The organism is Bacillus sp. JNUCC-21, from assembly GCF_041222765.1.
Classification (GTDB): domain Bacteria; phylum Bacillota; class Bacilli; order Bacillales; family Bacillaceae; genus Bacillus; species Bacillus velezensis.
Window position 1 is genome coordinate 3,627,916 of the sequence record NZ_CP166019.1, and the last position, 14,026, is coordinate 3,641,941.

Below are 14,026 nucleotides of genomic sequence, written 5' to 3' on the forward strand. Positions count from 1 at the left end.
ATTGAACCATTAACCAGATGAACCGAATTACCTTTCTTCAGCCGAAAGGATGAGAAGGTTTAGGTCTTTGTATCTTTGACAGTTTCTTCCTCCCTCTTTACAATGTAATGATAGTGTTTACTATCATTTTCTTGGATGAAGAAAAAAAGGGGGTCATACCGCATGTATTCAGTGCGATTTCAAAAAGCGGAAGAATCGAGCCGCTCTGCAGGAGCAAAAGGAATGAACCTGATTAAACTGACGAAAAACGGGCTGCCCGTTCCCGGCGGTTTCATCATTCAGACGAATGCCCTAACACGTTTTATGGAAGACAACGGACTTCAAGCAGATCAGGAACAGATGGAGCGCGCCATTATGAACGGCACGTTTTCAAAAGAGCTTCGGGAGGAACTGACCGCGTCGTTTTATGAATTGAGAGAATCATACGCCTCTGTCGCCGTACGTTCCTCCTCCGCGTCCGAAGATCTTGAAGGGGCTTCTTTCGCGGGCCAGTACGAAACCTATTTAAATATCAAAACAGAAGAAGAGTTTCTCGGAAAAGTGAAAGAATGCTGGGCTTCCTTCTTCTCGGCGCGGGTCAGCGGTTATAAAGAGAAAATGAACAATGACACCGCAGAACCGTTAATGGGCGTTGTCGTGCAAGGGCTTATCAATTCCGAGGTTTCAGGGGTCATTTTCAGCCGCAACCCAGTCACACATGATGACGGAGAGCTGATGATCAGCGCGAGCTACGGTCTCGGAGAAGCAATCGTCTCCGGCAGCGTGACGCCCGACACATTTATCGTCAATAAAGATACATTTCAGATTGAAAAAGAAATCGGCTTAAAAGAAATGTATATCGTCTCTAAAGACGAAGGCGTGACGGAAAAAGAGACGTCCGCTGACATGAGAAACCGCTTCTGCCTTGATGACGAGAGCGTCAAAGAGCTTGCCATGCTGACGATAAAGACGGAAGAACTGTACGGTTATCCCGTGGATCTCGAATTCGGATTTGCCGAAAATAAGCTCTATCTGCTTCAGGCCAGACCGATTACAACGATCGCGCAGGATCAGAAAGCGGCAGACGAAGAACGGGAATTTATCATGACGCCCCGGGATCAGAAAGATTTTTGGCTCAATATGGAGTCCAATATAGAAGGTCCCGTCAGCCCGTTATTCGCTTCACTCATTGTGCCGGCTTTGGAATACGGCCTCAAAGAGAGCACGAAGACCTTCCCTGTGATGGGCATCGAGATTGAGCGTGTCAAACTTCATCAGGGCCATGTTTTTTCCAGACAGCATAAGACGGACGACAAGCTGCCCGCAGAACAGTTAGAAGCGCTTTTCCCCGTCTTGGCTGACCGCATGTACGATATTATTCAGGAAACCTTTCTGCCTTTTTATCAAAAGCTGGATGAACTGGCGCATACAGACCATACACCGGAGACTGCCCTTGATGCGTTCCGAAACCTGCAAGACTTCTATTTAAAAGGATACGCAGAACATTTCAATATTGTCTTTCCGCAGGTTGCGTTAAACATGATACTGGAATCTATGTACGGACAGGTTGAGAAAGAAAACACCTCCCTTCTGTATGAAATGCTGGCCGGCGTCATGAATAAGTCATTGGAAACAGACAGACAGCTCTGGCTGCTTTCCGGACAAGTAAAAGACAGCCCTGAGCTGCGGCGCGTCTTTACGGTTTCTCATGCCGACGAGCTGCATCAGACGCTTCTGCAATCAAATGAGGGAAAACGCTTTCTCGAACAAGTCGGCGAATTTTTACAGGAATACGGCTGGAGATCCGTGAAAAGTCATGATCTCATTGAAGAAACTTGGGCGGAAAACCCTTATTTCGCTTTGGCCAACATTCAGAACTATGTCCGAAACGGATACGATTTTGACAGTGAGTTTCATAAAACGATAGAAAAACGAAAACAGCTCTACGCCGACTTTATGGATAGAATTGAAGATGACGGCTTCCGGGAGACGTTTGACCGCTATTATCAGTGGACATTGTCTTCATCCGTCATCAAAGATGATCACCATTTTTATATTGATGCGATGCTGGACGCCAAAGCGCGCCTTTGCCTTCTGAAAATCGGCGAGCTGCTTCAAAAACAAGGCGTAATCGATGATCGGGAGGATATGTGGTACTTATACAGCGATGAAGTCGAGAAAGCGCTGGTATCGCCGGTTCCGATGCAGGAAAAAGCCGCTGAACGAAAACAGCTCTTCAAGCAATATCAATTGCTTGAAGCCCCCGCTTATCTCGGGACTCCGACTTCGGAACAGCTGAAAACGGCTGAACAGATTACCGGCTCCATCACAGAAGATGAAAAAAACACTGAACATCAAATTTACGGACTTGCGGCGTCAAGCGGAATCGCAAGCGGCCCGGTGAAAGTCATTCGTGACGCAAGTGAATTTTCCCGTTTTTCAACAGGAGACGTGCTTGTCTGCAAAATGACGACACCGCTGTGGACCAGTCTGTTCCAGGATGCAAAGGCCGTCATTACGGACACGGGCGGCATCCTGTCACATGCGGCGATCATCGCGAGGGAATACGGGCTTCCGGCCGTTCTCGGCACACGTGCCGCGACTGACAGGCTCAACGACGGAGATATCGTCACGGTGGACGGGACAAACGGCAAGATTACGATTGTCAAACGCGCTTCATGCTAGGTTTCCCTCTTTATTGACGGGCAGGGCGGGTGTATACTTGTCCTGCCAGTATTTACGCGAGGTGAAACATGTTGAGAACGACGAACAAGAGAATTATTGACGCCGCGATGAATCTGATCATCCAAAAAGGATACCGCGCAGCGACAACAAAAGAAATCGCAGAAAAAGCAAAAGTAAGCGAAGCAACGATTTTCCGTAATTTTAAAAACAAACAAGGATTAATGAAAGCCATGATTGAACAGCAGACGCCGGTTCCGGAAAGCATGATCACTAAGGCGGAAGGCGATCTGTATGAGGATCTTCTTCATTTCGCCGCGACCCTTCTGCAGCAATTGGAACAAAAAAAAGAAGTGTTCCGCATCTGCCTGCGCGAACCGGAACTATTCGAAGACGTCCTGCAGGATATTGTCGTATATCCGCAATCCGTGAAAAAGCATTTAATCGTTTACTTTAAGGAGCTGACAAAGAAAAATATGATAAGCCCCGGCAGCGAAGAAGCTAATGCAGACGTCTTTATGACGATGATTTTCGGTTATTTTATACACCGGCTGCAGCTGGGAAAAAGAGTCATTACTCTCTCTGAGGAAACGATGCTGAAACACAGCACTGAGATTTTCATGAAAGGCATTACCGGCCGGTCATTTTCCGGCTCCAAGGAGGATGAAGGATGGGTTCAAAGAAAGAATGGGCGCTGATCGTTTCGCTTTTGCTGGGAGCCATACTCGTTCCCATCAATTCTACGATGATCGCAGTCGCCCTTTCATCCATTTCCCGCTCATTCAGCGAATCAATTGCCAGCATCACATGGGTAGTGACCGTGTATTTAATCGTGATGGCCGTGACACAGCCCATTGCCGGCAAACTCGGTGATATGTACGGAAACAAAAAAATGTATTTATGGGGCGTCGGCCTTTTTCTCATCGCATCATTGGGGTGCGCCCTCTCGCCAAGTCTTTTCTTATTGATTTTCTTCCGGGCGCTCCAGGCTGCCGGCGGCGCTTTGCTTACGCCAAACAGCATCGCCATCATCCGCCATGTCGTGTCTGAAAAACGGCTTCCGAAAGTATTCGGCTTTTTCGGCCTCGGTGCCGGGCTGGGCGCGGCTCTCGGTCCGTTTATCGGCTCTCTTTTAATTGAGAGCTTCAGCTGGCATTCGATCTTTTGGGTCAACATTCCGTTTCTTGCAATCGCACTCGTGACGGCATTAGTGATGTTTCCTAAATATAAAGAAGAAACGTCTGACGCTCCGCTTGATATCATCGGGTCCGTTTTGCTTGCCGGAAGCATTGTATCTATTATTCTTCTGACGAAAAATGAAAGCTCTTTGGGCTATTGGGTGTACGCACTGCTCATTCTCGTATTTGTTCCGCTGTTTTTCAGGCGGGAGCTGCGCACGAAACATCCGATTATTGATTTTGACCTGTTTAAAAACACGACCTTTACGAGCGCCAATCTGTCGGTTCTGTTAAGCAATTTAATGATGTACGCCGTGTTATTGATTATGCCGCTCTTTATGACCGGCCACTTCAGCATGAATACGTCGCACAGCGGCATGGCGCTGTCAGTCTTTTCTGTTTTCATGTCCGCCAGCAACTGGGGCGGAGCTCAGCTGCATCAGAAATGGGGCGCGCGAAGAATGATTTTTCTGTCCTTCGGGCTGATGGCCGTAGCCAATCTCTTATTTTTGCTTTTGGTTTATTCCCATTCCGTTCCGTTTCTTATGGCATCGCTTATAGTCGGAGGCATCGCGTCAGGTGCGGGGCTGACGAGCATGCAGGTATCTTCTCTTGCGACGGTAGAACCGGGCATGTCCGGCATCGCATCCGGGATTTTCTCCACCTTCCGTTATTTCGGAAGCATTATTTCTTCAGCGCTGATCGGTTTAATCTCCGGGTTTCATATTCTGTTTATCATATTGATCGGAGTTTCTGTGATCGGCTTGTTCGTATCGCTTGGTATCAAGTCCGGGGAAACCGTTCAGACGAAAAAAAGCCATTCGGCGTAAACGAAAAAGGTTCCGTAAGCATCTGCTTTCCGGAACCTTTTCTAGTTTTCCTTCTTCATTTTCTCTCTCAAAGTGTCACCGCAATGCCGTTTGCTCTATGAGAATCTTTTGATTTACAAGAGAAAAGGTGAATGTAAATGGCTGAGAGTTCCGATCAAGTTCGGCGCTGACATCGTAATCCGGCCGTAAAAAAAGCCCGGCCGCTGTGTTGTTAGCGGCACCAGGCTTTTTATATGTGATTTTTCATAATTAATAAAACTGAAAGCTTATTATTTCCAATGTTTTTTCTTAATTTTTTTCATAATTCTCCTTACTAAAACCTACCTAAAACAATTATTGAATATTACTTTTATAATTAAGCAAAATTAAGTAACAATCATTGAAGGATTCTCAGACTGATAAAATTTATTTTAAATATAATATTTCAAAACACATTCAAACTGTACAAAGAAAAGAAAGTCTAAACTTTTATTTTTGGAACTTGATTGGGACAAGAAAGTCTAAACCAAAATCTTTTTAGATTTATATAATAACACGTCTGTCGATTATCTAAATTCTACCAAAAAATGAATGCAAAAGAGAGATTCCTCTTGTACAATGTAAGTTACCACACCAACATTGACGAAACGAGGAATCTCTCATGAACAAGAATGAGTCTCTGTATCTTTAACAATAGTATTTACAATATCATTAGGATACCGATTCAAAAAAAAATGTTCTCCTTTAAACTTATGAAATTTCACGTTTCCTTCAACAACTTCACTCCATTTATGCATTTCATTGATATGAGTCGAAAAATCGCTATCCGCATAAAAAACGCTTACTCCACAACTTATTTTTTCTGCTTTGGGCTGAAACTTATAATTGTCCAAAATTATAAAATCTGCTCGCAAAATCGGAAGAAACATATCCATAATCTCTTTTGTATAAAACTCCTCTGGTATTCCCCCATATTGTTCCACCTTTGTCAAGAAAGTTTCATTAGTCATATTTTCAATGTCTTCTCTCTTTTCAAAAATATGTGGAGCATCTCGCCCAGAAAAAAACAGATGCCTTGGTTCCTTAATTCCCATTTGCTTAAGTTTATAATATATCTCATAAGTCAATAAGGCTCCCATACTGTGTCCAAATATAACATATTCATCGTCATATTCTAATTGTTCACTTATTCTTTTGGCGATATCTTCACTTGCTTCATCAACAGACTGGTAGCAAGGCTCGCTGAATCGAGTTCCTCTTCCAGCCAATTCACTCATAAACAATTCATATCTATCCGGCAATAGTTTTTTCCATTCATGAAATACATTTACCGACGCTCCAGCATATGGAATAGGAATTACTTTTATTTTATTTATTTCACTCACTCCTATGTTCAACTTGAGCCCACTATCATTACTATATAAACCTATAAGTATTCAAGATACATTTAATTGTACTTCTCTATCTCTCGCTGCTCTGCCAGCAACAAATTCACCATATCACTATAGCTATTCAAACCGTCTGTCTGATTATTTGCCTTCAGATATACGTCATTTACATTTCTTGAAATACTTGAAATAACACCCTCATACTTATCCCGGTACTGCTCATTTTGTTCTATATCATGCCGCACCGCTTTGGACAGACTGGACATTATATCAGACGCCTTATCTGGATCCACTTTCTTTAGCTCAGATATAGAATAATCAAATGCCAGAAATAAACCACTGTATAGTATCATTGGATCATCCTGCTGCTTACATGCCAGATAAGCTATAAAATTAGCCTCATCCTCATGCATGAAACCACTCTGATGTGCCAATTCATGCGCCATAGTAGCAGGCACCAAAAAAACTGGCACATTAACATTGATATTGGATTCATAAGTAAAAGGGACAAAAATACCATGTATCCCTGCATGCGACATTAGTTTTGACATCACCACTGGTTTTGGTGTTGAATATGAATGCTCCAAAACAGGATATTTCTTTGATAACATTTGCATCGAGAACACTGCGTGTTGTGCATAATAATCAAAAACCTCTGGTACATGAGCCAAAAGATCAGTATCCGCTAACTTTTCCCTTGCCAATTCCATTTCAACGGCAAGTGACTTACTCAATTTAACCAGTTCTTCCTTGCTGTAGTTCTCTTCTTTATATTCGGTATAAGACAAAAAAGAATATCTGTAATAGTTTATTCCACCCAAAATAGTATAACAAAAATATATCACGCTACAGATCGTAACGATTCCTAGAGCACCACGATAAACTACCATCCTACGTGCACCTTTACTCATGATGACCTTGCGCACATAATAAACGATATAAAATAGAAATAGTAACACAACCAACACGACGAGCCATTCACTAACAGAAAACTTGACCCAAGAAGGTACAAGTCCTACTGTTTTTGACAATAACGGATATACAGACCTACTGTATTTCTCCGCCCAATCCTGATGGTTCTGCGCGTATTTTGTCAGTATATAAGCTATAACTCCAAGTGAGATCAACGGTAATCTCTTAAGTAAAAGCTTTTTTATAATGTACTCCCCCTATCCAACATAACCATTATAATCAGTTATTCTTAATATATATCCTGCTAAAGATTCATCTTCTAAAGGTTTTGGAGTTAGCAATAACCTTTCCAATAAGCCATACCTCTCCTTCATTTATTTTTTTATTATTTCAAAATAAAACAGCTAAGAAAATATAATTTTCTTAGCTGTTTTATTTTGAAATCTAGTTTAGGAGTTCTTGAAACTATTCCGAATAATTATGAAAAATCACATTATAATGCTGTCATTTCTTCGTGCTCGTGTTCATCCTGCACGAATAAAATACCTAATTCATGATGTTCGCCTTCATAGGACGCGCGCTGATCAAACCGGATCTCACCGTTCAGGCCGATGATCTCCATTTTTACAAATGCGCGGTTTTTTTGAAGTGCTTCATAAAAATCCGACACATGCTTCACGGGGATGCCGTTTACTTTCGTAATAATCTCACCGATCTTCAGCTCAAGATCGTCCGCGGGTGTATTCGGAATGATGCCGAGCACCATTAAGCCCTGATCCCGCTTAGAGAAATAAAACGGAGCCGCGTTATCGTTCAGCCGCTGTCTTAATGATAAAAACAGGCGTCCGAGCACCGCAATACAAGCGGCAGCTCCGGCAAGCGGAGTCCACCAAAGGGCCGCTGCCCCGAATGCGGTCACGATAACCCCGAGAATCATGACACGTTTCGCCGTTATCCTTATGCTGACTTCCGGAAGTGACCCCTGCACACGCTGTCCGAAGCCGGCGATATAAGGAATCCAGATCAAATGGAAAGAGCCGCCCGGCACGGTAAAGACAGGCCACCAAGAAAGGTGTGACTCAAGCCCGCTGCCCGGCACCAATAAGAAAAGCGGAAGCAGCCATGCGCGATTCGCCAATTGACGGCCGATGGGCAGGCCTCTGCTGCTGACGACAAGCGCCGGAGATGTTTTCAGGTGCGCTGAACGGTAAGCAGCCGCTCCCTCCGTGATGATCAAAAGGCCCATAAACACGGCCGCTGATGCCCAATTCACGCCGAATGCCTGCGGAAACCGATCCGCAAACGGCACTGTGTGGGTATACTGAAGGAGAAACGCAATGAACATGCCGGCGCTGACAATATAAGCTGATGACAGCCAATTCATACGGAACGTCAGCGAAGCCAAAGCCGTCACGGCCGCGATTATGCCGAGAAGACCGAATGGAATCGAAATTCCCAGTCCAAAAAATAATATGGAGAGAAGAATACCCGGTATAAGTCCTTTTATGTATGTAAAGATAAGCTCGTCATACATATCCGCGATTTTTGTATGAAACGTATGGCGTTCACGTTTGATCCGCAAATATCCGCATGCGAGACTTATGATGATAAAAAACCAGAACATCGGGTGCAAAAAAAACAGACCGATACTTTTCAGAAGTTCAATTCCCCATTGAACAGACATTGCTTTCACCGCCTCAAGCCAAACATTTTAATTCTATTCTACCAAATAATCATTGGCTTGAATATCTCAAACGTCTATCTCTCTTCCGTCATCCACAACGTCACATTTGAGAGAGAGAAATCTTTCAGATAGTGGTCGACTTCCACCTCGATTACACCGCTGATCAAAAGCATGGACCGTTTAATATCCGTCAGATTGATTCCTAAACGTTTATGGTTTTTCATTAAGTAGGTGAAATAATGCTTTGCACACTCCTCATTGATATCGTGAACACATTCAACATTTGTGTAATTGACCAGGTATCTGCTGAACAGCATAAGAAGACTTAGTGCTTTGGTTGATGAAAATGTAACGTCTTTTGTTCGGTCTTTTAGTTGTTCCACTAATTCATAATATTTTTTTTCACGCACAATACTTGCCCTCTTCAATTGTGAACCCCCATTTTTTTATCCAGATAAGCACGGGTGATTACAGCTGCCGTGCTGAAGCGCCGCAAACACTTCTGCTTTCGATACTGAAATGCAGCTGCCAAACTAAAACTGTTCTCTATTAGAACCTTCTTTTATTGTAAGAACTAAAACTGACTGAGGCAACTTTCAAAAGTTTCATTTTGAATACATATTAACTCGGCATAAAGTCTCTCTTCTCTATAAATATCGGGTAATGTTTGTCCTTTATAAATGTTTAAATGTGAAAATTTTTTTAATATCTTGTCAAAACCGACATTATTATATGTCTTTTAGTTCATTTTTAGGGTATGACAAAAGAAACAGGAGACGAAAAAAACGCCTCCTTTTCATTTATTTTACAAATAATGATTTTAACGCCGTTTGCAGCTGTAAATCATTTTTTTCGTCAGATTTCTTTTCATTCATCAGCTGATTCATTTTTTCCGCTGTCTTTTTATCAATGACCGCTGTTTTATCAAGCTTGTACCGGTCTTGAAACGCCAGAACGGCTTTTTTCATTGTTTTGCTGAAATAGCCGTCTGCTCTGCCCGGGTCGAAGCCTAGGCCTTTCAGCAGGATTTGGGCGTGTTTGACATCCGCGCTGTTCATATCAGGCTGAAGCGGCTGTTTCAGCTGAAGCGGTCCCGCCGCAAAATAATCCGGCTGGCTCACAGCGATTGTCGGAGCAATGCCTTTTTTGTGGATCCAATTGCCTTTCGGTGTCAGCCATTTGTAAAGCGTCAATTTAATGTTGCTCCCGTCTCCCATAGGCACGGCCTGCTGAACCGTTCCTTTACCGAAAGAAGTGTCACCGACAACGTCATAATGTCCCGCTTCTTTTAACGCACCCGCAAGAATTTCTGAAGCGGAGGCGCTTCCTTTATCCGTGATGACATTGACGGGATACGGCTTCTTATGTTTTAAGGTTGAGAAATATTGTTTTTTATCGCCGTTACGCTCCGCAATTTGGATATACGGCATGTCTTTTGTGATGAAATGCTTTAAAATTTGTTCGACGCTTTGAAGGTAGCCGCCAGGATTCCCTCTTACATCAAGGACGAGACCGTCAATCCCTTGTTTTTCAAGCTTTTTCAGCGCCGCGGCGAAGTCCTGGGCGGTATGCTCGGAAAATGTCGATATGCCGATGTAGCCGACATGATGACCGCCTGATTCTTTGCGGGAAGCAAATACGGTTTCAAGCGGGATTTCCGCTCTTTTAATCCGGAATGACAGCTGTTTATCAGTACCCGGACGCTGTATTTTAATAGAAACCTTCGATCCTTTTTTTCCTCTGATTTTCAGCACGGCTTCGTTTAAACCTTTCCCGTTCATTGACTCGCCGTTTATGCTGATGATTTCATCATTCGGCTTGAGCCCCGCTTTTTCCGCCGGAGATTGCTTAAACGGTGATACGATAATGATTTTATTGTCCTCCATACCGACTTCAGCGCCGATCCCTTCGAAAGAAGAATCAAGAGAATCGGAAAACTGCTTAGCGGTCTGCTTGTCCATATAAACGGAATAAGGGTCGTTTAATGTAGACAGCATCCCCTGAATCGCTCCTTCAAGAAGCTTTTCTTTATCTACATTTTCCACGTATTCGTTCGAGATCAGCTCATATGCTTTTTCGATTTTTTCCATTGCCCGGCTTCTTTCTGCGTCTGATGAATTCGGCTGTACTGCCCCGGCAATATGAGCTCCGCCGCACATGATGCTGACGGCCGCTATCACTGCGATCATTTTCTGCTTCATCGTTTACCTCCTCTTAGTCCTTTTACGAAAATCTGGAGATAGTATGTGTAAATTGCAAAGAATTCATGTAACGGCAACAAAAAAATGAAAACGCGAGATTGTTACATATATATGGGTAACGTATAATATTTTGTATGCAATTCATTAAATATACAGGAGAATGCGATATGAAAATAAAATTATCGATTTTATCCGCGGCGATTCTGGCCGCAGGCATTACCGCCTTTGTCTGGCCAAAAACAGAGGCCAATGAAAAAACGCAGACGGACGCCTTGTATGTTTCTCCCGCAGGCAGCGACCAAAATGAAGGAACGAAAGAAAAGCCGTTCCGCACATTAAAACATGCGGCTGAAAAGGCAGAGGCCGGAACAACCGTATTGATTCGGGAAGGGACGTACGATGAAACGTTTGAAGTAAAGCACAGCGGCACGGCCGAAAAGCCGATTATATTTCGGAACTATCAGAATGAGCATGTCTCAATCAGCGGCAAATCTGCGCCAAAAAGCGATTCTGAAACTCCGTTAATTCAAATCCGCAATAAACAGTACATTACCATTCACGGCGTTACGCTTGAGAACCTCTCCGTATCATCAGAAGATGCGACGGCCATGGGGATCTGCGTCACCGGATCAAGCAGTCATATCAACATTGACGGCAACCATATCCGAAACATTAAAACCACGGCTGATGAGGGAAATGCACACGGCATCGCGTTTTACGGCACAGACGCCATGAAGGATATCAGCATCACAAATAATACGGTTGAAAAACTGACGCTCGGCGCAAGCGAAGCGGTCGTGCTGAACGGGAATGTTGACGGATTTAAGATTGCCGGCAATACCATCCGGGACAATAACAATATCGGGATTGACGTGATCGGATACGAAGGAACGTCCAAGCAAAACGACTATGCGCGAAACGGCGTCATTGAAAACAATACGGTGAGCCATAACTCTTCTTACGGAAATCCCGCTTACGGAGATGAATATTCAGCGGGCGGTATTTACGTTGACGGCGCAGAACATGTGGACATTAAGAAGAACACCGTTTACAACAATGACCTCGGCATTGAAGCCACTTCCGAACATAGAGGGAAATACGCACGAGATATCCGGATTACGGATAACAAGGTGTACGGGAATGCTTACACCGGTATTTCAATCGGAGGCTATGACACGAAACGCGGCGGCACCATCAATTCGGTGATCGCTCATAACATTATGTATCGAAATGACACGAAGGACCTTGACGGCGGCCAGCTGCTGCTGCAGTACGGCACAAAAGGGAACACGATCGAAAAAAACATCATGACGGCAAGCGGTTCACGGATTTTTATCGCAAATGATTATACAAAAAACGAAGGCAATACCGTTAATCATAACGTCTATCACAAAGAAGCGGGAAAAGACGGCATTTGGAATTGGAAGAACAGAGAATATGATTCATTCACAGCGTACCAAAAAGGAACGGCAAACGATTCGGATTCCATTTATGCGGACCCGATGTACCGTGACGAATCGTCTTATGACTTTACATTAAAGCCCGGATCACCGGCCCTGCCCGTCATTCAGTAACGAAACCATTAAAAAAAGCCAGTCTATATCAGACTGGCTTTTGTATTTATACACGAAGGAATTTCCGGATGGAAGTCAGACTTCCCCATACTCCGATAACCGCGCCGATCAGAATGAGTACAAGTGATACTTGAAACACAAACGGACTGTACGGCAGAAGTGAAACAAATGATCCCTGAACTTTCGGGGCCACCCAAGCGACCATCGACTGGTACGTACTCAGCACGAGAGCGATCGGTATGATAGAACCGAATACCCCCAGCAGCAGCCCTTCCAGGAAGAACGGCCAGCGGATAAACCAGTTTGTCGCGCCGACAAGCTTCATGATTTCAATCTCTTTTCTTCTGGCGAAAATCGTGATTTTAATCGTATTTGAAATTAAGAACATCGCCGTGAACAGAAGGCCGATGATTAACGCAATCCCGATGTTGCGTGACACCCCGACGATCTTAAACAGACGGCTGACTTCTTCTTTCCCGTATGTCACTTTATACACATGATCAAGCTTCTCAATTTTTTTCGCGACTTTCGGCGTATCATGCGGATCTGTCGTTTTGACGATAAACGCGTTGTTCAGCGGGTTTTCCTGATCTTGCATTTTCATGGCCTTTCCGCTGTCGCCGAAGCTTTTGACCAATTGATCAAGCTCTTTATCTTTAGATGAAAACTCTACGCTTTGGATTCCCGAGATGTCTTTAATCTCATTCTGCAGCGTATCCTGCGTTTTCTTATTTGACGTCAGATCGATTAATACTTTAATTTCCACTTCTTTTTCAGCATTTTTAGCCATGTTGTTTAAATTCAGCATAATGACTAAAAACACGCCGACCAAAATCAATGTAACGGTAACGGCGCTGATGGATGCAAATGTCATCCATGTGTTTCTTCCGAGAGATTTAAAACTCTCACGCAAATGGCGCCCGAGAATTTTAATCATAAGAACCATACTCCCCTCTTGACTCATCACGCACAATAATTCCGTCTTCGATCGCGATGACCCGTTTCTTCATGGTGTTTACTATTTCTTTATTGTGTGTCGCCATCACGACGGTCGTTCCGCGGTTATTAATCTCTTCCAGCGTCTTCATGACTTCCCATGATGTTACCGGATCAAGGTTGCCCGTCGGTTCGTCAGCTATCACGACGTCAGGATTGTTGACGATAGATCTTGCGATGGAAACACGCTGCTGTTCTCCTCCGGAAAGCTGGTCGGGAAACTGCCGCGCTTTATGCTTCAGCTGCACAAGATCGAGCACTTCGAGCACGCGTTTTTTAATGACTGACTGCTGCTCTCCGATCACCTCAAGCGCGAACGCGACGTTTTCAAATACCGTCAGTTTCGGAAGAAGTTTGAAGTCTTGGAAAACAACACCTATTTTACGCCGCACGAAAGGAATCTCTTTTTCTTTTACAGACGCGAGATCTTTATGATTAATCAATATTTGCCCTTTTGTCGGTTTTTCTTCTCTGTAAATCATTTTAATAAAAGTAGATTTACCGGCTCCGCTCGGTCCTACGACATATACAAATTCTCCGGGATGAATCATGACTGACAGCCCGTTAATCGCTTTTACACCGTTCGGATAGGATTTATATACTTCTTTCATCTCTATCATGAA

Annotated in this window: 11 protein-coding genes; 4 read left to right on the plus strand and 7 right to left on the minus strand. The window is 43.8% G+C overall.

Translation table 11 applies throughout. The features are described from left to right. Window positions 1-162 precede the first annotated feature (162 nt). The 3 genes from JNUCC21_RS18435 (at window position 163) to JNUCC21_RS18445 (ending at window position 4,669) form a co-directional block, all read left to right on the plus strand. On the plus strand, window positions 163-2,664 hold the full coding sequence (locus JNUCC21_RS18435; RefSeq protein WP_029325808.1) for a PEP/pyruvate-binding domain-containing protein: 2,502 nt from the start codon (window positions 163-165) through the stop codon (window positions 2,662-2,664). Window positions 2,665-2,735: 71 nt separating this feature from the next. Continuing rightward, a complete protein-coding gene (locus tag JNUCC21_RS18440) occupies window positions 2,736-3,359 on the plus strand; it encodes a TetR/AcrR family transcriptional regulator (protein ID WP_015240677.1) in 624 nt (207 codons plus the stop codon). Beyond that, complete coding sequence (locus JNUCC21_RS18445) at window positions 3,332-4,669, plus strand: MFS transporter (protein WP_007407455.1); 1,338 nt, start codon at window positions 3,332-3,334, stop codon at window positions 4,667-4,669. The genes JNUCC21_RS18440 and JNUCC21_RS18445 overlap by 28 nt, the downstream gene beginning before the upstream one ends. 638 nt (window positions 4,670-5,307) lie before the next feature. On the opposite strand, the gene JNUCC21_RS18450 is transcribed toward JNUCC21_RS18445, so the two are convergent. From JNUCC21_RS18450 to JNUCC21_RS18470, 5 genes are all read right to left on the minus strand, one after another. Continuing rightward, the gene (locus JNUCC21_RS18450; protein ID WP_150941456.1) at window positions 5,308-6,045 is read right to left on the minus strand and encodes a thioesterase II family protein; all 738 of its coding nucleotides are present in this window, start codon (window positions 6,043-6,045) and stop codon (window positions 5,308-5,310) included. 50 nt (window positions 6,046-6,095) lie between these two features. Beyond that, the gene (locus JNUCC21_RS18455) at window positions 6,096-7,163 is read right to left on the minus strand and encodes a DUF3810 domain-containing protein (protein ID WP_150941457.1); all 1,068 of its coding nucleotides are present in this window, start codon (window positions 7,161-7,163) and stop codon (window positions 6,096-6,098) included. 278 nt (window positions 7,164-7,441) lie between these two features. After that, window positions 7,442-8,632, minus strand: coding sequence for a S1C family serine protease (locus JNUCC21_RS18460; RefSeq protein ID WP_150941458.1), 1,191 nt, complete (start codon window positions 8,630-8,632; stop codon window positions 7,442-7,444). A gap of 74 nt (window positions 8,633-8,706) precedes the next feature. After that, complete coding sequence (gene swrA / locus JNUCC21_RS18465; protein WP_012118562.1) at window positions 8,707-9,060, minus strand: swarming motility protein SwrAA; 354 nt, start codon at window positions 9,058-9,060, stop codon at window positions 8,707-8,709. A gap of 372 nt (window positions 9,061-9,432) precedes the next feature. Beyond that, window positions 9,433-10,791, minus strand: a complete 1,359-nt coding sequence (locus JNUCC21_RS18470; protein ID WP_369878839.1) for a S41 family peptidase — start codon at window positions 10,789-10,791, stop codon at window positions 9,433-9,435. A 209-nt stretch (window positions 10,792-11,000) separates the two neighbouring features. Here JNUCC21_RS18470 and JNUCC21_RS18475 point away from each other — a divergent pair, with 209 nt between their 5' ends. Continuing rightward, on the plus strand, window positions 11,001-12,407 hold the full coding sequence (locus tag JNUCC21_RS18475; RefSeq protein WP_369878393.1) for a right-handed parallel beta-helix repeat-containing protein: 1,407 nt from the start codon (window positions 11,001-11,003) through the stop codon (window positions 12,405-12,407). 46 nt (window positions 12,408-12,453) lie between these two features. Here the strand turns inward: JNUCC21_RS18475 and ftsX are convergent, their stop codons facing one another. Together ftsX and ftsE are read right to left on the minus strand one after the other, a co-directional pair. Next, window positions 12,454-13,344, minus strand: a complete 891-nt coding sequence (gene ftsX / locus JNUCC21_RS18480; RefSeq protein WP_007407464.1) for a permease-like cell division protein FtsX — start codon at window positions 13,342-13,344, stop codon at window positions 12,454-12,456. Then, window positions 13,337-14,023, minus strand: a complete 687-nt coding sequence (gene ftsE / locus JNUCC21_RS18485; RefSeq protein WP_007407465.1) for a cell division ATP-binding protein FtsE — start codon at window positions 14,021-14,023, stop codon at window positions 13,337-13,339. The genes ftsX and ftsE overlap by 8 nt, the downstream gene beginning before the upstream one ends. Window positions 14,024-14,026 lie beyond the last annotated feature (3 nt).

What these genes read in the sequence shown, in the direction of transcription:
- JNUCC21_RS18445 (WP_007407455.1), top strand. Translation starts at nt 3,332, where the DNA reads ATGGGTTCAAAGAAAGAATGGGCGCTGATCGTTTCGCTTTTGCTGGGA.
- ftsX (WP_007407464.1), bottom strand. Translation starts at nt 13,344, where the DNA reads ATGATTAAAATTCTCGGGCGCCATTTGCGTGAGAGTTTTAAATCTCTC.
- JNUCC21_RS18475 (WP_369878393.1), top strand. Translation starts at nt 11,001, where the DNA reads ATGAAAATAAAATTATCGATTTTATCCGCGGCGATTCTGGCCGCAGGC.
- JNUCC21_RS18435 (WP_029325808.1), top strand. Translation starts at nt 163, where the DNA reads ATGTATTCAGTGCGATTTCAAAAAGCGGAAGAATCGAGCCGCTCTGCA.
- ftsE (WP_007407465.1), bottom strand. Translation starts at nt 14,023, where the DNA reads ATGATAGAGATGAAAGAAGTATATAAATCCTATCCGAACGGTGTAAAA.
- JNUCC21_RS18470 (WP_369878839.1), bottom strand. Translation starts at nt 10,791, where the DNA reads ATGTGCGGCGGAGCTCATATTGCCGGGGCAGTACAGCCGAATTCATCA.
- JNUCC21_RS18460 (WP_150941458.1), bottom strand. Translation starts at nt 8,632, where the DNA reads ATGTCTGTTCAATGGGGAATTGAACTTCTGAAAAGTATCGGTCTGTTT.